Source organism: Pseudomonas sp. TKO26, assembly GCF_003225665.1.
Lineage (GTDB): Bacteria > Pseudomonadota > Gammaproteobacteria > Pseudomonadales > Pseudomonadaceae > Aquipseudomonas > Aquipseudomonas saponiphila.
The window spans coordinates 44,778-67,398 of the sequence record NZ_QKLN01000019.1; the positions used below are offsets into that span (position 1 = coordinate 44,778).

Below are 22,621 nucleotides of genomic sequence, written 5' to 3' on the forward strand. Positions count from 1 at the left end.
TTCATTGCATCGGGTTTGCTATGGAACAACAGCAGCTCTGCGCTGCTGCTGTTTTTATGCGCTTTGGCCGACCACCTGCAAACGGTGCGCGGCGGCGCTGCTGATGGCGTCTTCGAAACGATCAAGTACGCTGCCAACCTGGGCTTCGCTGATGGTCAGGGCGGGCAGGAAGCGCAATACCGAACCGTGGCGCCCACCGGTTTCGATGATGAGGCCGTTGTCGAAGCAGTTGTGCTTGATCGCCTTGGCCAGCGTGCCATCGCCCAGGCCGGCACGGCTCTCTGTACGCGGTTTGGTGACCTCGACGCCGATCATCAGGCCACGGCCACGCACGTCGGCAATCGCATCATGCCGCTGGGCAATGTCTTGCAGGCCGGCGAGCAGTTGCGCTCCGCGTGCGGCAGCGTGTTCCACCAGGCCCGCCTGGCGAATGTGGCGCATGGTTGCGCGCCCGGCGACCATCGCGATCTGATTGCCACGGAAGGTCCCGGCGTGCATGCCCGGGCCCCAGGTGTCGAGGTGTTCGGCGTAGACAATGACCGACAGCGGATAGCCGCCACCGATGGCCTTGGACAGCACCAGAATATCGGGGACGATCCCCGCGTGCTCGATGGCAAAGGTGCTGCCGGTGCGGCCCAGGCCGGTCTGTACTTCGTCGATGATCAGCACGATATCCAGCTCGCGGGTGATCTCGCGCAGCCCGCGCAGCCAGGCGTTCGAAGCGGGAATGCAACCGCCTTCGCCTTGCACCACTTCGACGAGCACGGCGGCCGGGCGGGTGACGCCACCTTCAGGGTCCGACAGCACGGTGCGGATGTACTCAAGCGACAGTTGATCGGTTTGCTCGCCGTCAGTACCGAACGGGCAGCGGAAGCGGTACGGAAATGGCAGGAAATGGGTGTTTTGTGCAGTAACGCTGGGGATGCCCTTGGGGTTGAGATTGCCCATGGCCGAGAGGGCGCCAGCCGTCATGCCGTGATAGCCACCGTGAAACGCCATCAATGCCGCGCGTTTGGTGTAGTGGCGCGCCAGCTTGATCGCAGCTTCCACAGCATCCGAGCCGCTAGGGCCGCAGAACAGGATCTTGCTGGTGTCGCGCATGCCTGCCGGCAGCTGTGAAAACAGCTCCTGCACAAAGGCATGTTTGGCCGGGGTGGCGAGGTCCAGTGCTTGCTGCAACTGATCGGAGCCCAGGAACTCCAGCACCGCGTCTTTGACTTCCGGCGGGTTATGGCCCAGCGCCAGGGTGCCGGCGTTAGCCAGGCAGTCGAGGTATTCCTTGCCTTGCGCATCCCTGAGCCACACTCCATTGCCGCTGACGAACAGGCGCTGGAAATTGGCGGCATAGGTGCGTGCGTTGGATTCGACTTTCTTCAGATAACTTAGCTCTTCCATAGTCATGCACTCATCGGCTGCGGTAAACGCAGCGCTGGAAAGTTGATGAAACAAGAGACGGTGTTTAATCTATGACAGCGGCTATTTTCAGACAGTAGACAGTGGGCCGCAGAGAGGGCTGAATTACAGTCGAAAGTGAACAACAAGTTGAGCCTAATAGCCGCTGAGACAAACGCTACCCGAGCAACTTAAGAACAGGCTTAGTTTGAAGGAAGGTGGCCGTTATCGCTATTAAGGTAGGCAGCGGATGTCCCCGATATCTCTGTCATTTTACAGGGTCTTCAGAACGGGAATTTAATGCGGGTAGTGGCGCGTCGGAACGAACAGCAGGGCGGCTCATTAGAAGGCACTTTAGAATGCCGCCGCCCGTGGGATGAAAAACTAATATCGTGGTTTTGCCGAAGGCAAACATGACATTATTGTGGCAAGTCGGAAGTGATCGGTGTAGCCGGATTGGCATGCATCCAGCGAACAAGAGAGTGCCGGCCACTGATACCCATCTTAATGACGGCACGTTTCAAGTAACTCTCCACCGTATTAACTTTCAGTGCCAGTGCTTCAGCCAGTTCAGGCGCGGTTCGCCCGGCCAGGAGGCCGGTGCAGATTTCCTTTTCACGGTTGGACAGGTGCAGGCCCGACTGCTGCAAACGCTCCTCGAAACGCTGGCGCAAGGAGCTGGTGTCCCCGTTTTCAGGGACAGCATCGGTGACGCCTGGATTGTTGTCCGGCAACGTTTGAGGGTTTATAGCGTTAATATGCTTCTCAACCAGCGGCAGCAGCAACGAGGAGAAATCCTTGAGGATTATTTGCTCTTGCGTTGAGAAGTTTTTCACCTGTGTTCGATAGAACGAAAGTATATAAAAATATTCGTTCTTTCTTGACTGGAGGTGCAATTGGGAACTGAACGTGATGGGCGCCAGATCGTTCTTTAGATTCCCGTTAACGGTGAATGAAAAGTTTGCCTTGGAAGTGTCGAGCGGGGCATCGATCAGTCGCGAATCGTTTGACAGTGCGAGGGTTTTTTCCGGTTCGGATCCAATCAGCCCGTTCATGCATTCCGTACTGAGGATCTGCGCGCCGATGGTGTTGCATTGCGCACGTGGCAGTCCCGCACTTTTGGCGGGTATTTGCGTAATGTGCGTAGCATCCACGGGCAACTTGGCCAGCACCAGATCATGCAGCAACCGGGGGAAATTGCGGCTGCCCGTACTGGCGATGACCTTACCGATAAGAGGGAACAGCGTTTGTGAGTTCATCATTTCACCATCATGTTTCGAATTAAGGGTTGGCGCAGTGGCTGGATGAGAGTGATTGACGTGCTTTCAGAGAGTGGAGTGGATGCGGATCAACACCTTGCAAGGCTGCAATACCAAGAAAAGTCGGGGTTTTATTGCATGTTGGTAAAGGGTGTCCTAGCATGTTTGCCGGTAATGGCAGAGTGATATTAATCGGCTGTTTGTGCTGTGTGGCTTGACCACGGTTCATGCCTGAATCAGCCGTTCTGTGCCCATCAGCATCGACAACAAGCCAATGCCCAGCAGGAACAAACCGGGTGCTTTGGCCATGATTTTCTGGGCGGTCACGCTGGGCAGCAATTGGCGCGAGATGGCGCCGTAGACCAGCAGAATGGTGACATCGATCACACCCCAGATCAGCGCGAGCACCAGGCCCTGTTTAATGAAGTCGCCGCCGGGTTCAATGAACCCCGGCAGAAAGGCCAGGAAGAACAGGATGTCTTTGGGATTGGACAGGCCCACTTTCAGGGCCCTCCAAAAGAAATGACGCTGGCTGTTTTGTACGCTTGCCACGCCTTCGGAGCTGCCGAACAGGCTGTTGATTCCCAGCCAGGCCAGGTACAGCCCGCCGACCAGCTGGCCCCAGTTCAACAGCGTGGGGCTGACGTCCAGCGCGGTATAGATCAGTGTCAGGGTGATCAGCAGCAACAGTTGGGCGGACAGAACGCCGCCGGTGATCGTCGCGGTGGGCCAGGCTTGCCTGGCATCGGAAATGACCAGGGCCACCACCGGACCGGGAGAAGCAATCAGGAAGAACACGGCGAGTGCGAAGGTCAGGTGCAGCATGGTCATAGGGTGGTTACCAGATCCAGGACACGTGTATTTTTACCCAGCCGTTGCGCGTAGTAGCGGTAGCCGGCCACCGCAAAAGTGCGTTGGATCCAACGGTCACTTCCGTCGAGGCTGGCGGAAAATGCGCTCCGGGCATGGGCGGTTTTGCGGTTGTCGATGATCAACAAATCGCCTGCGTTGAGGCGCACAGGATGAGCAACTTCCCAAGCGGCTTTGCGCAGGGTTTCCAGTTTCTCTTGCGCCTCTTTACTGCGGGAAACCATGAACTGGGGGTCGAAGCGAAAAAAGGGCGACTCAGGGTCGCCGTATAGAACCGTTTGTTTTTGATTTATATCAATTCGGCAGTTTTTTTCCGTGTCGCAGTAGTCAGACAGGAAGTTGTACTTTTCTTCATGAAAATAGGCCAAGTCTTGCGGCGGCAGAATATCGCGGATGCCATCGATGGAACTGATAAAAGTTGCCGCCTCGGCACCCGGGTCCTGGCGCAGACAAAACAGCACCAGGTAATCCGGTGATACCGCGTGAAATGCGTTTTCGGTGTGCAGTTCGAGTTCGCAATCGTAACTGTCAGAGCTGGCAAGTTTAGAGTGCTTTTTATGTGGAAAGAAGTTGTTGACGATCGCCCCGTCTGACTCCTGGATGTAACCAATAGGGTCGCCAAGCATGGCCGTTGCTTTCAAGATGATTTGTTCGCTGATGGTGCACTCTTTATTCAGTCCGGCGCGATCGCTGGGGGTCGGAGGCACCGTACCGATTGGCAGGTTTTTCAAATGCAGGAAGCCTTTCTTATTACCGAAAAGGCGGAAATTCAATATATCGGACTCCACCGTTTGATCGAGTCTGGTGTGCTGGATACTGGAGGACAGGAAGTGATTGAAGTCGGGCATGATAGTTGTCTGCTGTGTATTTAAGAATGGTGAAAGCCACAGAGGGGAGGGGGCATGCCGTACGCAATAATGGTTAGAAGTAAGTTGCTGCTGCGCCCGAGCGTTTTATAAGTTCTATCGCTTATTTATATAGTTCATTATTTGGCAAACGCACTGTATTTAAAAGCAGAAAAAAAGGACAGGTAAGGATGAGTAGAAATCATGGTGCTCTGGATCAGATGGTCCGTCGATTGCCGCCGCTTTACGCGTTACGCGCCTTTGAGTTGGCCGCGCGTTTCAGCTCATTTACCCAGGCCGCAGAAAACCTGTTCATCACTCAAAGTGCCGTGAGCCGGCACGTCAAAACCCTCGAAGAGCATTTTGGTTGCGCGTTGTTCGACCGCAAGGGGCCGAAAATATTCCTCACTCAGGCCGGGCGATTGCTTGCGCAGGAATTGCAAGTCGGCTTTCGCCTGATCGAGCATGCCTGCTCCACCACTAGCCGCAAGGAGCACACCTTGCGCGTCAAGGCGCCGTCGACCTTGACAATGCGCTGGTTGCTGCATGTGCTGGATGAGTTCAATACCGTCGACGATGCGCAGCAGGCGCAATTGTCCAGCGAGTGGATGGATGTGGACTTCGTCAATTTTGACGTTGAGCCCTTCGATTGTGCGGTGTTGTTGGGCAACGGTCGCTTCAGCAGTGACCAGGGGTTCATCAAGCTGTTCGATGAATGGCTGATCCCGGTCTGCTCGCCGGGCTTGCTGGCGCAACACGAACAGAACGGCGAAGGGGTGTTTTCCGCGGAGTTGATTCACCCGTCCCGGGATCGGCGTGATTGGCAGCGCTGGCTGGAGCGCGTGGGCTTGATGTCGGCGGTGTCCTGGCAGAAAGGCAAGATTTTCGACACGCTGGAGTTGGGTATTTCCGCCGCGATTCAAGGTCGGGGCGTCTCCATTGGCGATCTGGCGCTGGTGGGTGACGAATTGGTCAAAGGCTCCCTGGTATTGCCCTACAACAAGGCCGTCAGCACGGGCGACAGCTATTACCTGGTCTGGCCGGCGCGCAGCAATAGCAACGCAACGCTGGAGAGTTTCAAGCGTTACTTGCTCGAAGCCGTGCCGGTCATCGACGAGCGCGGATTGGAGTTTTTGAGTTGAGTGGGGAGCACGTTGGCAACACTGGCATGGAGTGCGGATCAGAGGGCTGCCTTGTGCGCTTGTTGTGTATTCAACGCTCGGAGCGCAGCCGGCGCCACAATGTGGTCCGGCTGATGCCCAGGCGACGTGCAGCTTCGTCGAGGTTGCCCTGGCAGCTTTCAAGCGTCTCTTGTACGTGACGCAATTGCGCAGCCTTGCCAACGCTGTGCAGGTCCGTATCCCGTGGCGACTTTTTCCGTACCTGTGGCAGGGGCGAGCCTTCGCACAGTTCGGGCAGCACGCGGGCCAGGTAATGCTCGTCCAGCTTCTGCTCGCGTAGCAGTTCGCGGGCGGAGAGCATCGCCCGCTCGATCACGTTCTCCAGTTCCCGGACGTTGCCCGGCCAGGCATAGCGGGTCAGGTATGGCAGCAGGGCGGCCGGTATCTCGGCAGCCCCCGGCGGCTGGCCCTGGACCAGCAGGCGCTGGCTGATGCCCCGGCAGATCAGGGCAATATCCTCTGGTCGCTCGCGCAGCGGAGTGGTCTGCAGCCGCAGGATGTTGAGCCGGTAATACAGGTCGCTGCGAAAATCGCCGTCATTCATGGCGGCGCGCAGGTCCTGGTGAGTGGCGGCGATGATCCGTACGTCGATGGAAATCGGCTCGGTGCCACCCAGGCGCAGCACCTCTCGCTCCTGCAGCACTCGCAGCAGGCGGGTTTGCAACGATACGGGCATATCGCCGATTTCATCGAGAAACAGCGTGCCGCGGTGCGCCGCTTCGAGCAGTCCGGGCTTGCCTCCCTTGCGCGAGCCGCTGAAGGCGCCTTCCTCGTAGCCGAACAGTTCGCTTTCCAATAGCGATTCGGGAAACGCCGCGCAGTTGATGCCGACGAAGGGTCCCTGCTGGCGGGGGCTCTCATTATGGATGCCTTGGGCCAGCAGCTCCTTGCCGGTGCCGCTTTCGCCGGTGATCAGTACGGTCGAGTGGCTGGCAGCGAAACGCTTGGCCATCTGCAGCATTTCGCGGTTGGACCGGCTGTTGCCGCTGAGTTGCTCAAGCCGGTAGCGGGCGGTGAATGCGCCCGGACGGCGGGTGGCGCGGATGCGCTGGTCCGCCCGCTGTACCGCGGTGATGTCCTGGCAGGTCAAGACCAGGCCCGTACGCTCGCCGTTTTCGAGGATCGGCAGCAAATTGCTGACCACCGCATGGGAGCCGAGCCTGATCACCCGGTTTTCTTCGCCGCCGCCATCGAGCAATGCCTGTTGCAGGTCCAACTCCGGGCACAGTTGCTGCAATGGTCGGCCTAGCGCGGCGCTGGCCGGCAACTCCAGCAGGTGCGCCAGGGCCGGATTCAGGGATTGCACCAGCCCCTGGTTGTCGACCGCTGCCACGCCCGTGGGAATGTGTTGCAGCACGGCGTTCAAATGGCGGCGCTTGGCGATCTCTACGCGCTGGCTGTCGAGGATACCCAGGGCCTCCTCAAGCGCCTTGCGTACCGTGTCCTCACTTAGCGACAGCACCCCACAAAGCCCTGCCTGTTCCGCCAGCTCAACCACCGTCGACGAACCTATGATGCTGCGAAAACCCAGCCGGGCGGCCTGTTCGACCGCCTGGCGGGCTTCTTCCAGCGTGGTGTAGGCGGCCTGGTGAACCGGCACGGTGAACAGTGCGTTCATCGCCTGCAGGTCGTAATTGATGCTGCTGTAGCTGAGCAAGGCCACCTGCGAGGAGTGCTCCCGGGCTTGCCCCAGCGCACGTAGCAAGTCAGCGCCGCCCACCTGCATGGACAGCACCGGGCGTGCCAGGTGCTTGCGCAGGTAGGCGGCGGTGGCGCCGGCACAGACAAATACGTCGGCTTCACCGCGCTGTTCCAGCTCGCGGGCGGTCTGCAACGCTTCGGACACCGAGGTGTCGAGCACTTCGATATGGGTGTCGGGGTAGTCCGCGGTGAGCCCGGCCACCACCAGGGCAAGGCGGCTGCGTTGCTGGGGGCGTTGCAGGTGGCTGATGAGCACGACGACCTGGGAGGCGGGAGGGTGCATGGCTGGACCTGTTCATAAATGAAATGCCTCGATAGTGCAGCATTTCTTTCAAGTATGAAACGCGGCGCTGTTGCATCGCCGCTCACGGAAACAGCAGACGCCTGGATTGGCGTGGCTTGCAGCCGATCAGCGAAGAATTGGCACAGGCATTGCTCTTGCCGACCTGCTAATTCAAAACTGAAGGCAGGGACCACCGATCCATGAGCAGTTCCCCCATGAGACCCACCACCGGCGACGTGCCTGCAAGCCCGAGCGACGATCAGCGCCTGGTCGACTTCATCCGCGAGCATGCCGCCGCCACGCGAGTGGTCATCGACGCCCGCAAGCGCCTGAGCGGTGGCGCGATCCAGGAAAACTGGCTGCTCGAACTGCAGATCGAAGGCGGCCCATGGGCCGGTGCCCGGCGCTGGGTATTGCGCAGCGACGCGCTTTCCGCGCTGCCGGCGAGCCTCGATCGCGAACAGGAATTCGCCGTGTTGCAGGTGGTCCACCAGGCCGGGGGGAAAGTACCGCGGCCGCTCTGGCTGTGCCGTGACCCGAGTGTTCACGGACGGCTGTTCTTCCTCATGGAGTTCGTTTCGGGGGTGGCTGCCGGGCGCTTGCTCAGCGCCGGCGCCGGCGTCCACGGCCAGGCGCAGCTAGCGGCGCAACTGGGGGCCAACCTGGCGCGCCTGCATCAAATCCGTCCACCGTGCGCAGCGCTGGACTTCTTGCCTGTGCCGGACCGTGCACCGGCCCTGAATACCATCAGCGCCTATCGCCGCTACCTCGACACCCTGGCCGAAGCTTACCCAGTACTGGAGTGGGGCCTGCGTTGGTGTGAACTGCACGCGCCATCCAGCAACGACCTGTGCCTGCTGCATCGCGATTACCGCACGGGCAACTACCTGGCCAGCGAGCAAGGGCTGGAAGCGGTGCTCGACTGGGAATTCAGCGGCTGGGGCGATCCTTGCGAGGACCTTGGCTGGTTCACCGCGCGCTGCTGGCGTTTCACCCGTCCTGACCTCGAGGCCGGTGGTATCGGCCTGCTGGAGGATTTCCTGCGCGGCTATCACGAGGTTTCGCCATTGCGCATCGAGCGCAGCCAACTGCATTACTGGCAGGTGATGGCGACCCTGCGCTGGGCGGTGATCGCCCTGCAGCAGGGGCAGCGCCACCTGTCCGGCGAAGAACCGTCCCTCGAATTGGCGCTGACCGCGTGCCTGTTGCCGGAACTCGAGCTCGACATCCTCAACCTGACCGGCGGAGACGCGCCATGACCCAGCCGAACGCCCACGAACTGTTGGAGATCGCGCGCCAGACCTTGCTTGAGCAACTGCTGCCGGCGCTGTCCGCTGAACTGCGCTACCCGGCGCTGATGATCGCCAATGCCATGGCCATCGCGACCCGCGAAAGTCGCCTGCAAACCCGCGTCTGCACCCAGGAACAGGCACTGCTGAGTGCCCTGACCGAGGGGGCCGGACCGTCATTGGCCGAGACCCGGCGGCAACTTGCCCAAGAGATTCGCCAGGGCCGCCACGATGCAACGCAGCAGCAGCTCACCCTGGTCAAGGCGCTGCGCCAGGTGACCGTCGCCCGGCTGGCGATCAGCAACCCCAAGGCCGTGCCCTGAGCTGCGCCCGTACCCTTTCCCCGGACCGACTGAAGAAAGAAGGACAGACATGAATTTCACCCTGCCGGACGAGCTGCTTGCATTGCAGGCCAAAACCCGCGATTTCATCGCTGAACAGGTCATTCCGTTCGAGAACGACCACCGTCAGGATGCCCACGGTCCCAGCGACGCCCTGCGCCAGGAGCTGCTGGCCCGCGCCCGGGCCGCCGGCCTGCTGACCCCCCACGCCAGCCGCGAAATGGGCGGGCTGGGCCTGAGTCATGTGGCCAAGGCGATCGTCTTCGAAGAAGCCGGGTACTCCCCGCTGGGCCCGGTGGCCCTGAACATCCACGCCCCGGACGAGGGCAACATCCACTTGATGGACGTGGTGGCCACCGAAGCACAGAAGGATCGCTGGCTGCGGCCACTGGTCCAGGGGCATGTGCGCTCCTGCTTCGCCATGACCGAACCGGCCCCGGGTTCAGGTTCCGATCCCTCGATGCTGCGCACCACCGCCACCCGCGATGGCGACGACTACCTGATCAATGGCCACAAATGGCTGATCACCGGGGCCGAGGGCGCCGGGTTCGCCATCATCATGGCGCGCATGGAGGACGGCACGGCAACCATGTTCCTGTCCGACATGCAGCGCGACGGGATCATCCACGAGCGGCAACTGGACTCCCTGGACAGTTGCTTCACCGGTGGCCACGGGCAGTTGCGCTTCGACAACCTGCGGGTTCCGGCGAGCGATGTGCTGGGGGAAATCGGCAAAGGCTTCCGCTATGCCCAGGTGCGCCTGGCGCCGGCACGCCTGACGCACTGCATGCGCTGGCTCGGGGCCGCGCGCCGCGCCCACGATATCGCCTGCGACTATGCGCGCACCCGCGACGCCTTCGGCAAGCCGTTGGGCGAGCACCAGGGGGTGGGTTTCATGCTGGCCGACAACCAGATGGATCTGCACCTGGTACGCCTGGCGGTGTGGCATTGCGCCTGGGTGCTCGATCAGGGGCAGCGGGCCAATGTCGATTCGAGCATGGCCAAGGTGATCAGCGCCGAGGCGCTGTGGCGGGTGGTGGATCGTTGCGTGCAGGTGCTGGGCGGGCGTGGCGTGACCGGTGAGACCGTGGTGGAACGCATCTTCCGCGACATTCGCCCGTTCCGCATCTACGACGGCCCGAGCGAAGTGCACCGCATGAGCCTGGCGAAGAAAATCCTCGACCAGCGCCTGGGAGCCCACTGATGCATCCGCTGCTTGCCCGAATGTTCGCCCTTGATGGGCGCCGTGCCCTGGTGACCGGGGCCTCCAGCGGCCTTGGCCGTCACTTTGCGATGACCCTGGCCGCCGCCGGCGCCGAAGTGCTGGTGACTGCCAGGCGCCTGCAGCCGCTGCAGACCCTGGTGGAGGAGATCGAGGTGGCCGGCGGCAATGCCCGTGCCTTCGCCCTCGATGTGACCTGCCGCGACGATGTCTGCCGGGTGCTGGACGCTGCCGGCCCGCTGGATGTGCTGGTGAACAACGCCGGGGTCAGTGATAGCCAGCCTTTGCTGGACTGCGACGATCAAGACTGGGACCGGGTGCTCGACACCAACCTCAAGGGCGCCTGGATCGTGGCCCAGGAAAGCGCTCGGCGGATGATCGCCGCAGGGCAGGGCGGCAGCCTGATCAATGTCACCTCGATCCTCGCCAGCCGGGTGGCGGGCGCCGTTGCGCCTTACCTTGCGGCCAAGGCCGGCCTGGCCCATTTGACTCGCGCCATGGCGCTGGAACTGGCGCGTCATGGCATCCGCGTGAACGCCCTGGCACCGGGCTACGTGATCACCGACCTGAACCAGGCGTTCCTCACCAGCGAGGCCGGGGACAAGCTGCGCTCGCGCATTCCCAGCCGGCGCTTCAGCCAGCCGCAAGACCTGGACGGTGCCTTGCTGCTGCTCGCCAGCGATGCCGGCTGCGGCATGAGCGGCGCCGAAATCGTGGTCGACGGTGGCCACCTGTGCAGCAGCCTTTAAGGCGCCTGGGCGCCAGGACAACAAGAACCCGCAACGGTCAGGAGGTGTGTATGTGTGTGCGATGCCTGGGCAATGTCTCGATGGAGTGGCGGTCATGATGACCTCGACCTTCGAGCACGAGCTTGCCCCCAACCAAGCCAACCATGTGCCGCTGTCGCCGCTGTCGTTCCTCAAGCGCGCCGCCCAGGTGTATCCGCAGCGCGATGCCGTGGTCTACGGTGCGCGGCGCTACAGCTACCGCCAGTTGCACCAGCGCAGCCGCGCCCTGGCCAGTGCCCTGGAGCAGGTCGGGGTGCAGCCGGGAGAGCGGGTGGCGATCCTGGCGCCGAACATTCCCGAGATGCTTGAGGCGCACTATGGCGTGCCAGGTGCCGGGGCCGTGCTGGTGTGCATCAATATCCGCCTGGAGGCGCGCAGCATCGCCTTCATCCTGCGCCATTGCGCGGCCAAGGTGCTGATCTGCGATCGCGAGTTCGGCGCGGTGGTCCATCAGGCACTGGCCATGCTCGAGTCGCCGCCATTGTTGGTGGGCATCGACGATGATCAGGCCGAATCCGCCGACCTGGCCCACAACCTGGACTATGAAACATTTCTGGCCCAGGGCGATCCCGGTCGGCCGCTGAGTGCGCCGCTGAACGAGTGGCAATCGATCGCCATCAACTACACCTCCGGCACCACCGGTGATCCCAAGGGCGTGGTTCTGCATCACCGCGGGGCCTACCTCAATGCCTGTGCCGGGGCGCTGATCTTCCAGCTCGGCCCACGCAGCGTCTACCTGTGGACCCTGCCGATGTTCCACTGCAATGGCTGGAGCCATACCTGGGCGGTGACCTTGTCCGGTGGTACCCATGTGTGCCTGCGCAAGGTGCAAGCCGATGCGATCCACGGCGCCATCGCCGAGCATGCGGTGACCCATCTGAGCGCGGCACCGGTGGTGATGTCGATGCTGATCCACGCCGAGCATGCCGGTACGGCGCCCAAGGCGGCGAGCGTGTCGGTGATCACCGGTGGCGCCGCGCCGCCCAGCGCGGTGATCGCCGCGATGGAGGCCCGTGGCTTCAGCATCACCCATGCCTACGGCATGACCGAAAGCTACGGCCCCAGCACCCTGTGCCTGTGGCAACCGGGTATCGACGAGTTGCCCCTGGAAGCCCGCGCCCGTTTCATGAGCCGCCAGGGCGTGGCCCACCCGATGCTCGAGGAGGCCAGCGTGCTGGATCTGGAAACGGGCCGTGCAGTCCCGGCCGATGGCGCCACCCTGGGTGAGCTGGTGGTGCGCGGCAACACCGTGATGAAGGGCTACCTGCATAACCCGGAGGCCACTCGCAGCGCACTGGCCGACGGCTGGCTGCACACCGGCGACCTGGCGGTGCTGCACCCGGACGGCTACGTGGAAATCAAGGACCGGGCCAAGGACATCATCATTTCCGGCGGCGAGAACATCAGTTCGCTGGAGATCGAGGAGGTGCTCTACCTGCACCCCGCGGTGGTCGAGGCCGCCGTGGTGGCACGCCCCGATACACGCTGGGGGGAAACCCCGCAGGCGTTCGTCACCCTGCGCGAAGACGCCCTGGCCAGCACCAGTGGCGACGACCTGATCCGCTGGTGCCGCGAGCATCTGGCGCACTTCAAGGCTCCGCGGCATGTGTCGCTGATGGCGCTGCCCAAGACGGCCACCGGCAAGATCCAGAAATTCGTCCTGCGCGAGCAGGCCCAACAGGAGGCCCGCGCCGCCCACACCAAACCCTGATCGAACTGCAAACCCTGCACATTGAATAACAACAAGCACGTTGTCCGAGCTGACTGATGTTCCAGCTGTTGCATAGGCGCAAGCGGATTGCTTCTGGCAATCCGCGAAGCTCATGCCCGCCCTGGTCTAGCGGACAAAAACACAGGAAGTGACCCAGCGCTTCGTGCGCAGGGATTCGGGCTAGCCGTATAGCCCACCCGTTGTTGCTGCCGAGAACCGTTAAAAACGACAAAAACTGAACCTAACCGGCAAGAGGTCTGTATGAAATTCCAATTCCTACTCCCCACCAAAGTGGTCATGGAGCCCGGCCTGCGCGAGCGCACCGGCGAGCATCTGCGTGAGCTCGGTCTGCAGCGTGTGCTGATCGTGACGGATGCCGGGGTCAAGGCGGCAGGGCTGTTGACCAGCGTCTATGCCAGCCTGAACAGGTCGGGCATCGACTTCGATGAGATCGCCGACATCAAGGCCAACCCTCGCAGCGACGACATCAATCACACCGCAGAGGCCTACCGGGGCAAAGGTATCGATGGCCTCCTGGCCGTTGGCGGGGGCAGTGCGATGGACGCCGCCAAGGCCCTGAGCGTGCTGCTGACCCACGAAGGCCGGATCGAGGACTACGAGGGGGCTTTCAAGCTAACGCATGGGGTGCCGCCTATCGTGGCCATCCCGACCACCGCGGGCACCGGTAGCGAGGTGACGTGCTTCTCGGTGATCACCGATACCGCACGCCACTTCAAGATGAGCGTTCAGGATTATCGGATCGGGCCGGTGCTGGCGCTGCTCGACTCGCACATCATCGATACGCTTCCCGCGTCGATAGCCGCCGCGACCGGCATGGACGCCTTGACCCATGCCATCGAAGCCTACACCTGCCGCGTGTCCAATCCGATCAGCGACGGTCTGGCCCTGCATGCCATTCGCTTGATCAGCCAGTACCTCAAGCCGGCAGTCCTGGAACCCTCCAACCTGGAGGCCCGCGAGCAGATGCTGGTGGCGAGCCTGATCGCCGGCATGGCATTCGGCAATGCGGACGTTGGCAGCGTGCACTGCATTTCCGAGGCCATTGGCGGCATGTACGACACGCCGCACGGCGTGGGCAATGCGATCTTCCTGCCCTTTGTCTTCGGCCACAATCTGGATGCGGACATTCTGCGCCATGCCCAGGTCGCCTACGCGCTGGGCATCGACCCCAGCCTCTCGCCCGCCAATGCCGCCGAGGCGGCTGTCGACTACCTGTTCCAGATGAGCAAGACCCTGGGCATTCCTCGCTTTGCCGAGGTGAAAGGGGTGCGTGAAGAAGACTTCCTGACGATCGCCGACAAGTCGAAGAAGAATTTTTCGGATGCCAGCAACGCCAAGGAGATGAGCGTGGAGAGCTATCACGCCATCATCGTCGCCGCTTACCAATTTGCCGGTTGAGGAGTGTCGATCATGAGCGAAGCACACTCCGGCGCCTCGTTGAAGCGCACCCTGGGGCCGTTTTCCGTTCTGCTCTTCGGCCTGGCGTTCCTGGCTCCATTGATCGTCTTTGGAACCTATGGCGTGATTTCCCAAGCCAGCGGCAACACCACGGCAATGTCCTATCTGGTGGCGTCGATCGGCGTGATTTTCACCGCGTTGAGCTACGGTCGCCTGGTCAGGGTGTTCCCCACAGCGGGTTCGGCCTACACCTACACCCGCAAAATGTTGAATGCAAACTTCGGCTTCATGGTGGGTTGGGCAGCCTTGCTCGACTACTTCTTCATCCCGATGCTGATCTGGTTGCTCGGCGCCAGCTATCTCAACATGGCCTTTCCCGGTGTTGCGCAGTGGGTATGGATCCTGGGCTTCATCGTGACCACGTCGCTGCTGAATATCCTGGGTATCCAGGTGGCCAATCGGTTCAACGTCTTACTGATGGTGGTCCAGCTTGCCATCATTGCCGTGTTCATCGGCCTCTGCTGGCATTACATCGTTGCCGCCAACGGCCCAGCCGGGCTGCTGTCGGCCAAGCCGTTCTTCAATCAGGACGTGCCGTTTGCCACGACCATGGCTGGCGCCGCCATTGCCGCCTACTCGTTTCTGGGCTTTGACGCGCTGTCCACGCTGAGCGAGGAAACCAGGGACCCGACCCGGACGATTCCGCGGGCCATCCTGCTGGTCGCGGTGACCGGTGGCGTGTTGTACGTCGGTTCCTCGTATTTCATGTACCTGGCACATCCCTTACTCGAGTTCGTGAATGTGGATGGCGCGGCATTCGAAATCGCCCGGATGATCGGCGGGGATCTGTTCTTCGCGATCGTCTTGGCGGGCATCATCGTCGCCCATTTCGCTGCGGGAATGTCGTTCCAGGCGAGTGTGGGGCGACTGCTGTACGCCCTCGGCCGTGACAATCAACTGCCACGGGCCTTGTTCGGCGTGCTGCACCCTCGCTACCAGACGCCGGCCTTCAATATCCTGCTCTGCGGCGCCTTCGGCACCGTAGGTTTTGGAATGACGATTGCCACCGCGACGTCCCTGGTGAACTTCGGCGCCTTTCTCGCCTTCACTGCGGTCAATCTTTGCGCTTTGCGACTGACCTTCGACGCACGCGTCAAGGACGGCGCCGGACTCCTGCGAGGCATGATCTTCCCGAGCATTGGCCTGATCACCGCAGGCTGGATGCTGGTCAGTCTGGATAAGGACGCACTGATCATGGGCAGCATCTGGCTGGGGGTGGGCCTGATTTACCTGGCGTGCCGCACGAGCTTTTTCCGCAGCCCCGTACCGGATGCCCTGGCCTAGAGAACTGACGGATGGCGCAGTTGCAGTATCGCCGGCTGCGCCGCAATCGAACGCTCCATCAATAGACCCAAGGCCAGCCACTGGCCTTGCCGTTCAACAGTGAGAATTGATATGCAAACCAAACTTTTGATCAATGGCGCTCTGGTGGCCGGAGAGGGCGAAAGCCTGGCCGTGTACAACCCATCCCTGGGCCAGGTGCTGGTACAGACCCGCGAGGCCAGTCGCGCCCAGGTCGATGCGGCGGTGCAGAGCGCCAGCGCCGCGTTTACCGGCTGGTCGCAAACACCTCCCAAAGAGCGTGCGGCCCTGCTGCTCAAGCTGGCCGATCGCATCGATGCCCAGGCGCAGGAATTCGCGCGCCTGGAGTCGGACAACTGCGGCAAGCCGTTCAATGCGGTGTTGCAAGACGAGCTTCCGGCCGTTTCTGACGTATTCCGCTTCTTCGCCGGTGCGGTTCGCTGCCTGCAGGGTTCGGCGGCGGGCGAGTACCTGCCGGGCCACACCTCGATGATCCGCCGCGATCCGGTGGGCGTGGTGGCCTCCATCGCGCCGTGGAACTACCCGTTGATGATGGCTGCCTGGAAGCTCGGCCCGGCGCTGGCGGCCGGGAATACCGTGGTGCTCAAGCCATCGGAGCAGACCCCGCTGACCAGCTTGAAACTGGGAGAGCTGCTCGCCGAAATCTTCCCCGCCGGCGTCGTCAACATTCTTCACGGGCGCGGTGCTTCGGTGGGCGAGCCGCTGACCGGCCATCCGCAGGTGCGCATGGTGTCCCTGACCGGTTCGGTCAGCACCGGCAGCCGGATCATCGAAAGCACGGCCGACAGCGTCAAGCGCATGCACATGGAGCTGGGCGGCAAGGCCCCGGTGCTGATCTTCGATGACGCCGACATCGATGCCGCCGTCGAGGGCATCCGCGCCTTCGGCTTCTACAACGCCGGGCAAGACTGCACCGCGGCTTGTCGCATCTATGTGCAGAAGGCCGTGTATCCGCAGTTCGTGCGCAAGCTCGGGGAGGCGGTGTCCAGCATCAAGTCCGGACTGCAGGACGACCCGGCCACGGAGATGGGCCCGCTGATCACTCAAGAGCACCTGGAGCGTGTCGAGGGTTTTGTGAGGCGCGCCCTGGAACTTCCGCACATCGAGGTGGTGACCGGTGGCCGGCGCGCCGCAGGTGCCGGGTTTTTCTTCGAGCCCACGGTATTGGCCGGCGCGACCCAGGAGGATGAGGTGGTGCGCCGTGAAATCTTCGGCCCGGTGGTGACGGTTTCGGAATTTGAGGACGAAGCCCAGGCGCTGGCCTGGGCCAATGAGTCGGACTACGGCCTGGCGTCTTCGGTATGGACCGCGGACATAGGTCGGGCCCACCGCCTGGCCGCTCGCCTGCAATACGGCTGCACCTGGGTCAACACCCACTTCATGCTGGTCAGCGAGATGCCCCATGGCGGCGTGAAGCTATCCGGGTACGGCAAGGATCTGTCCATGTACGGCCTGGAAGACTACACAGTGGTGCGGCATGTGATGTTCAAGCACTGAGTGACCCGAGGCATCGTCAATCCCCTGGGCGAGCCGCCTGCCGGCTGCGCCCGGATAACTGCAAGAGGCTATGCATGAACAACATCGAGACCTTTGAGAAACTCGAATCCAACGTCCGGATGTATTGCCGGGACCTGCCCCTGGTGTTCGATACCGCCCAGGGCAGCAAGATCCACGCCGAGGATGGCCGTGACTATCTGGACTTCTTCGCCGGTGCCGGGGCGCTCAACTACGGTCACAACGACCCGCGCATGCGCGATGCGCTGATCGACTATCTGTCGGCCAATGGGGTGACCCATGCCCTGGACCTGCATACCAGCATGAAGCGTCGCTTCCTGGAGTCGATCAAGCGTGACCTGTTCGATCCGCGGGGCTGGGACTACAAGGTCCAGTTCACCGGCCCTACCGGCGCCGACGCGGTGGAAGCCGCGCTGAAGCTGGCGCGCAAGGCCACCGGGCGGACCAAGATCGTCTCCTTCTATGGTGCTTACCATGGCATGACCGCCGGAGCCCTGGCGGTCACCGGCAACCGCACTCGGCGCGGCGCCGGTTTGTCCTCCGAGGTGATTTTCGTTCCCTACGAAGACAGCCCATACGGCGAGTTCGACAGCATCGGTTTTCTCGAGCGCCTGGCCAACGACCAGGGCAGTGGCTCGGAGCTGCCTGCGGCAGTGATTGTGGAATCGGTACAGATCCAGGCGGGTGTGTATGCGGCTTCGGACAGTTGGCTGCAACGGCTGCGCCAGTGGACCACTGAGCACGGTGTGATTCTGATCTGTGATGAGGTGCAGGCCGGCTGCGGGCGCACCGGGGACTTCTTCGGTTTCGAGCGTTCCGGGATCCAGCCGGACCTGGTGACCTGTGCCAAATCCATCGGCGGCTTTGGGTTGCCGATGGCAATCGTGCTGATTCGCTCCGCGCTGGATGTGTGGCAGCCGGGGGATCACATCGGCACCTTCCGCGGCAACCAGCTGGCGTTTCTCACCGCCCAGATCGCGCTCGGCTACTGGCACGACGAGCAATTCCTGAAACTGCTCGCCGAGAACACTGCGCTCATGGCGCGAGCGGTTGCCGACATCGCCGAGATTCCGGGCGTGGTCGGTGCACGCTGCCGCGGCATGGTGGCCGGCATCGACTTCGGCCGGGGCAATGTTGCGCTGACCAAGGACGCCCAACAGCGTGCGCTTCGGGCAGGCCTCCTGGCGGATCGCTGCGGCCCGAACGGCGAAATCATCAAGCTGATGCCACCCATCAACACACCCACCGATCAGCTTGCACAAGGCTTGAGGATCTTCGCCGAGTCGGTGGCGGCAGCGTTGAGCAAGTAAATGGATCAGGACTCCAGGGCAGCACGTGGCAATGCACGTGCTGCAATGGGACCCGTGGTCGGCAACCCGTCACAGGAGGAAAACCAGCTGATGAAAAGTGCCGCTACAACCAAGCAAAACGATCTGGCGTCCCTTATCCATCCCTATACCAACTTGGCCCTGCACCGCGAGGTCGGGCCTGTTGTCATCGCCAAGGGTGATGGCATACGGGTGATGGATGACCAGGGCAATGCCTATATCGAAGCCATGTCGGGCCTCTGGAGCACGGCATTGGGGTTCAGCGAAAAGCGCCTGGTCGATGCGGCCGTCGAGCAGTTCAAGCAGCTGCCGTACTACCACAACTTCAGTCACAAGACCCATGCTCCCGCCGCGGCTCTGGCCGCCAAGCTGGCTGAACTCGCCCCCGGTGACTTGAACCATGTGTTCTTCACCAATTCCGGTTCCGAAGCCAACGACTCGGTGGTGAAGGTGGTTTGGTACCTGAACAACGCACTGGGCAGGCCTGCGAAGAAAAAATTCATCTCGCGCCAACAGGCCTATCACGGAACCACTGTGGCTTCGGCGAGCCTGACCGGTATCCCGTCGATTCATCGCGACTTCGATATTCCAGCGATACCCGTACACCACCTGACCTGCCCGAACTATTACCGTCTGGCCAAGCCCGGGGAAAGCGAGGAGGCGTTCTCGATGCGCCTGGCGAACGAGCTGGAGCGGCACATCCTGGCTGAGGGCCCGGAGACCATCGCCGCCTTCATCGGCGAGCCGCTCATCGCCGCGGGCGGAGTGCTGCCACCTCCCAAGGGCTACTGGGCGGCGATCCAGGCGGTGTGCAAACGCTATGACATCCTGCTGGTGATCGACGAAATCGTTACCGGCTTTGGCCGGCTGGGCACGATGTTCGGCGCTCAGCTCTACGATATCCAGCCCGATATCATGGTGCTTTCCAAGCAGCTCACCTCGTCCTATCAGCCGCTGGCGGCCTTGCTGGTGTCCGATGCCATCAATGAGGTTCTGGTGAGCCAGAGCGATCGGTTGGGGGCGTTCGTGCATGGCTTGACCACCAGCGGTCATCCCGTCGCCACGGCCGTGGCCCTGGAAAACATCAGCATCATCGAAGAGCGCGACCTGGTTGGCCATGTCCAGCGTTTGGCGCCGGTGTTCCAGAGCCGGTTGCGGGCTTTCGAGGATCATCCCCTGGTCGGCGACGTGCGCGGAGTAGGGCTGGTGGGCGGGATCGAGCTGGTGGCGAACAAAGCGCAGAAACAACCCTTCAGCCAGCCGGGAATCCTGGGCGGCTACATCTTCAAGCAAGCCCACAAGCATGGGCTGATCATTCGCTCCATATACGACACGGTCGCCTTCTGCCCGCCGCTGATTACCACGCAGGAGGATGTTGACGCCATCTTCAGTGCGTTTGAGCGGACACTGAGTGACGCAACGGACTGGGCTCGGTCACAGAACCTTCTGTAATCCAACCGTGCGATCACTGGTTGCTGCGGTGCGCGAGGCATTCATGCCTCAGGCAAATCGCGACAAGGTGCAAATCACCTCAAAACAGTCTGGCTGTGGTGCATTTTGCACCTTGTAAGGCTGGTAACGCCGGATCTAACATGATCGAATGATCAAATCATTTGATCATGTCTCTATAACACAACAATAGGAGGCGACATGTCTTCTCACGCAGTTCTTCCGGCCGAGCCGTTAGATGTTCTGATCATGGGAGCTGGTGTTTCTGGTATTGGTCTGGCCGCTTACTTGCGGCGCCACCAGCCTGGCAAGGTCTTTGCGATTCTTGAATCCCGTGAGCGAGCGGGAGGAACGTGGGACTTGTTTCGCTATCCTGGCATTCGCTCTGACTCGGACCTGTATACCTTTGGTTTCGACTTCAAGCCCTGGACCAAGGACAAGTCTCTGGCCGACGCCAAGGACATCCTCGAATACCTGAGCGAGACCGTCGACGAGTACGCCCTGGAACCCTTTATCCAGTACAAGCAGAAGGTGGTTTCGGCAGACTGGCAGAGCGATACAGGCTTGTGGGCCGTTCAAGTCGAGGACGGTCAGCTTGGCCAAATCCGCACTGTCCATTGCCGCTGGCTGTTCAGTGCCGGTGGCTACTATCGCTACGACCAGGGCTTCAGCCCGCGCTTTGAAGGTTCGGAGCAGTTCAAGGGGCAGATCATCCACCCGCAACACTGGCCGGAAGACCTGGACTACACAGGTAAACGGGTGGTGGTGATTGGCAGTGGCGCAACTGCGGTGACGCTGATTCCAGCCATGGCGGACAAGGTCGCCAGCATCACCATGCTGCAGCGCACGCCGTCCTACATCGTCAATCAGCCTGCCAGTGATTCGATTGCCGCTTTCCTGCGCAAGGTACTGCCGGCGCAGACCGCCTATTCATTGACCCGCTACAAGAATGCCAAGATCACCCTGGGCTTCTGGGCCTTCTGTCAGCGCTTCCCGAAACTTGCCCGCAAGTTGCTCATCTGGCTGACCCGCAAGGAATTGCCCAAGGGCTATCCGGTGGATGTGCATTTCAACCCGCCATACGCCCCCTGGGATCAACGCCTGTGTTCGGTTCCCGAAGGGGATCTGTTCAAGGTGATCAGCTCGGGCAAAGCCAACGTGGTGACCGATCACGTGCAGCGATTTACCGAGTCGGGTGTGCTGCTCAAATCCGGAAAGGAACTCAAGGCCGACATCATCATCACGGCCACCGGGCTCAACGTGCAGCTCTTCGGCGGCATTGCCCTGTACAAGGATGGCAAGCCGGTGACCTTCAGCCAGACCCTCGCCTACAAGGGCATGATGCTCTCCGGCGTGCCGAATTTTGCCTTCGCCGTGGGTTATACAAACTCTTCCTGGACTCTGAAGGTGTGCCTGCTGTGCGATCACTTCTGTCGCCTGCTGGGCCTCATGGACGAGCAGAACCATGCCGTCTGCGAACCACAGGCGCCCGAGGGCATTGAAACTCGGCCGCTCCTGGACTTTGGTGCGGGGTATGTGCAACGCGCCCTGGATAGCATGCCTCGCCAGGGCACCAGCGAACCCTGGGTCATGTCGATGGACTACTTCCGCGACATCAAGTTGCTGCGCCGCGGAACGGTGGCCGAAGACTGTCTCAAGTTCAGCGCGGCGCCCAGCGTCCGCCTGAAGAGCGGCGTTGCACTGCAGCCCGTGAGCAACGGCCGATGAGCAAGGATCAGTACTGCACATTGGCAGGCAAGGGCGACATCTGTTATCGCAGTTATGGGGCCGAGGCAGACCCTGCCGTGATCTTCGTGGTGGGTCTGGGGTTGCAGTTGACCTATTGGCCGCAGTCGCTCATCGATGGCCTGGTGAACAAAGGCCTGCGCGTGATCACCCTGGACAATCGCGATTCGGGCAGGTCGTTCTTCACCGATGTGGTGCCGCCCACGTCCTTGCAGCAGTTCTTTCGCAAGCCCACCCCAGGCTACGACATAGGCGACATGGCTGATGATGTGGTCGGCCTGATGGATGGCCTGCGGCTGGAGTCGGCGCATCTTGTCGGGATGTCCATGGGCGGCATGATTGCCCAGACGCTCGCTGCTCGCTACCCGCAGCGGGTCAAAACCCTGACCTCGATATTCTCGAGCACCGGGTCGCTGCGCGTGGGGCAGCCGTCGTTCAAGGCGATTCTGCAAGTTCTGCGTCGGCCGCCCAGAAACCAGAATGAAAGCGTGCGCGACTATGTCGATATCATGCGTCTCATAGGCTCCAGGCTTGAGTGGAACGAAGAAGGCTTGCGTTGTTATGCAGCCCAGGCATGGGAGCGGGGAGGGAGTGAGTTAAATCACCTGGGAACAACCAGGCAAGTTGGAGCCATTATCAATTCGGGGGATCGCACCAAGGAGTTGGTGCAAATTCGATGCAGCACCTTGGTCATTCATGGGGATAAAGATCTTATGGTTGCCCCCAGTGGTGGTTTTGCCACTGCGGCGGCTATTCCCAACTCAAAGTTTGTTCTGCTTCCTGGCATGGGGCATGACCTTCCGCGAGGACTGATAGCTTTATTACTGTCTCTCTTGGCAGGGCATATGCTGTAAAACCCTGTCTTATTTAGGGGCGTATTATGCGCCCCTCTTTTTAGA

General features: G+C 61.4%; 18 protein-coding genes. 13 read left to right on the top strand and 5 right to left on the bottom strand.

The window, feature by feature from the left end; translation table 11 throughout:
- Positions 1 to 54 precede the first annotated feature (54 nt).
- The 4 genes from DNK59_RS22515 to DNK59_RS22530 all read right to left on the bottom strand — a co-directional run bounded on the left by DNK59_RS22515 (position 55) and on the right by DNK59_RS22530 (position 4,369).
- The gene (locus DNK59_RS22515; RefSeq protein ID WP_110724669.1) at positions 55 to 1,395 is read right to left on the bottom strand and encodes a diaminobutyrate--2-oxoglutarate transaminase family protein; all 1,341 of its coding nucleotides are present in this window, start codon (positions 1,393 to 1,395) and stop codon (positions 55 to 57) included.
- Positions 1,396 to 1,811: 416 nt separating this feature from the next.
- Positions 1,812 to 2,654 carry a helix-turn-helix transcriptional regulator gene (locus DNK59_RS22520; protein ID WP_110724670.1) on the bottom strand — a complete coding sequence of 281 codons (843 nt, stop codon included), beginning with the start codon at positions 2,652 to 2,654 and terminating at the stop codon, positions 1,812 to 1,814.
- Positions 2,655 to 2,876: 222 nt separating this feature from the next.
- Positions 2,877 to 3,482, bottom strand: a complete 606-nt coding sequence (locus DNK59_RS22525; protein WP_110724671.1) for a LysE family translocator — start codon at positions 3,480 to 3,482, stop codon at positions 2,877 to 2,879.
- On the bottom strand, positions 3,479 to 4,369 hold the full coding sequence (locus DNK59_RS22530; RefSeq protein ID WP_110724672.1) for a TauD/TfdA family dioxygenase: 891 nt from the start codon (positions 4,367 to 4,369) through the stop codon (positions 3,479 to 3,481). The genes DNK59_RS22525 and DNK59_RS22530 overlap by 4 nt, the downstream gene beginning before the upstream one ends.
- 218 nt (positions 4,370 to 4,587) lie before the next feature.
- On the opposite strand from DNK59_RS22530, the gene DNK59_RS22535 reads away from it, so the two are divergent.
- Positions 4,588 to 5,508 (top strand): LysR family transcriptional regulator, encoded by a 921-nt coding sequence (locus DNK59_RS22535; protein ID WP_110724673.1) that lies wholly within the window; start codon positions 4,588 to 4,590, stop codon positions 5,506 to 5,508.
- Between the two features lie 70 nt (positions 5,509 to 5,578).
- Here the strand turns inward: DNK59_RS22535 and prpR are convergent, their stop codons facing one another.
- A complete protein-coding gene (gene prpR, locus DNK59_RS22540) occupies positions 5,579 to 7,531 on the bottom strand; it encodes a propionate catabolism operon regulatory protein PrpR (RefSeq protein ID WP_110724674.1) in 1,953 nt (650 codons plus the stop codon).
- A 200-nt stretch (positions 7,532 to 7,731) separates the two neighbouring features.
- On the opposite strand from prpR, the gene DNK59_RS22545 reads away from it, so the two are divergent.
- The 12 genes from DNK59_RS22545 (at position 7,732) to DNK59_RS22600 (ending at position 22,576) form a co-directional block, all read left to right on the top strand.
- On the top strand, positions 7,732 to 8,790 hold the full coding sequence (locus tag DNK59_RS22545) for a phosphotransferase family protein (RefSeq protein WP_110724675.1): 1,059 nt from the start codon (positions 7,732 to 7,734) through the stop codon (positions 8,788 to 8,790).
- Positions 8,787 to 9,143, top strand: coding sequence for a DUF6285 domain-containing protein (locus DNK59_RS22550; RefSeq protein ID WP_110724676.1), 357 nt, complete (start codon positions 8,787 to 8,789; stop codon positions 9,141 to 9,143). The genes DNK59_RS22545 and DNK59_RS22550 overlap by 4 nt, the downstream gene beginning before the upstream one ends.
- Positions 9,144 to 9,192: 49 nt before the next feature.
- Entirely contained in the window at positions 9,193 to 10,365 is a 1,173-nt protein-coding gene (locus DNK59_RS22555) for an acyl-CoA dehydrogenase family protein (RefSeq protein WP_110724677.1), read from the top strand.
- Positions 10,365 to 11,132 carry an SDR family NAD(P)-dependent oxidoreductase gene (locus tag DNK59_RS22560; protein WP_110724678.1) on the top strand — a complete coding sequence of 256 codons (768 nt, stop codon included), beginning with the start codon at positions 10,365 to 10,367 and terminating at the stop codon, positions 11,130 to 11,132. Before DNK59_RS22555 ends, DNK59_RS22560 begins: the two co-directional genes overlap by 1 nt.
- A 94-nt stretch (positions 11,133 to 11,226) precedes the next feature.
- Positions 11,227 to 12,882, top strand: a complete 1,656-nt coding sequence (locus DNK59_RS22565; protein ID WP_110724679.1) for a long-chain-fatty-acid--CoA ligase — start codon at positions 11,227 to 11,229, stop codon at positions 12,880 to 12,882.
- Between the two features lie 261 nt (positions 12,883 to 13,143).
- Entirely contained in the window at positions 13,144 to 14,301 is a 1,158-nt protein-coding gene (locus DNK59_RS22570) for an iron-containing alcohol dehydrogenase (RefSeq protein WP_110724680.1), read from the top strand.
- 12 nt (positions 14,302 to 14,313) lie between these two features.
- Positions 14,314 to 15,645 carry an APC family permease gene (locus DNK59_RS22575; protein ID WP_110724681.1) on the top strand — a complete coding sequence of 444 codons (1,332 nt, stop codon included), beginning with the start codon at positions 14,314 to 14,316 and terminating at the stop codon, positions 15,643 to 15,645.
- Between the two features lie 111 nt (positions 15,646 to 15,756).
- Positions 15,757 to 17,181 carry a gamma-aminobutyraldehyde dehydrogenase gene (locus tag DNK59_RS22580; protein ID WP_110724682.1) on the top strand — a complete coding sequence of 475 codons (1,425 nt, stop codon included), beginning with the start codon at positions 15,757 to 15,759 and terminating at the stop codon, positions 17,179 to 17,181.
- Between the two features lie 74 nt (positions 17,182 to 17,255).
- On the top strand, positions 17,256 to 18,509 hold the full coding sequence (locus tag DNK59_RS22585) for an aspartate aminotransferase family protein (protein ID WP_110724683.1): 1,254 nt from the start codon (positions 17,256 to 17,258) through the stop codon (positions 18,507 to 18,509).
- Entirely contained in the window at positions 18,510 to 19,979 is a 1,470-nt protein-coding gene (locus DNK59_RS22590; RefSeq protein ID WP_256596577.1) for an aspartate aminotransferase family protein, read from the top strand.
- Positions 19,980 to 20,177: 198 nt separating this feature from the next.
- A complete protein-coding gene (locus tag DNK59_RS22595) occupies positions 20,178 to 21,704 on the top strand; it encodes an NAD(P)/FAD-dependent oxidoreductase (RefSeq protein ID WP_110724684.1) in 1,527 nt (508 codons plus the stop codon).
- Positions 21,701 to 22,576, top strand: coding sequence for an alpha/beta fold hydrolase (locus tag DNK59_RS22600; protein WP_110724685.1), 876 nt, complete (start codon positions 21,701 to 21,703; stop codon positions 22,574 to 22,576). Before DNK59_RS22595 ends, DNK59_RS22600 begins: the two co-directional genes overlap by 4 nt.
- Positions 22,577 to 22,621: the final 45 nt, after the last annotated feature.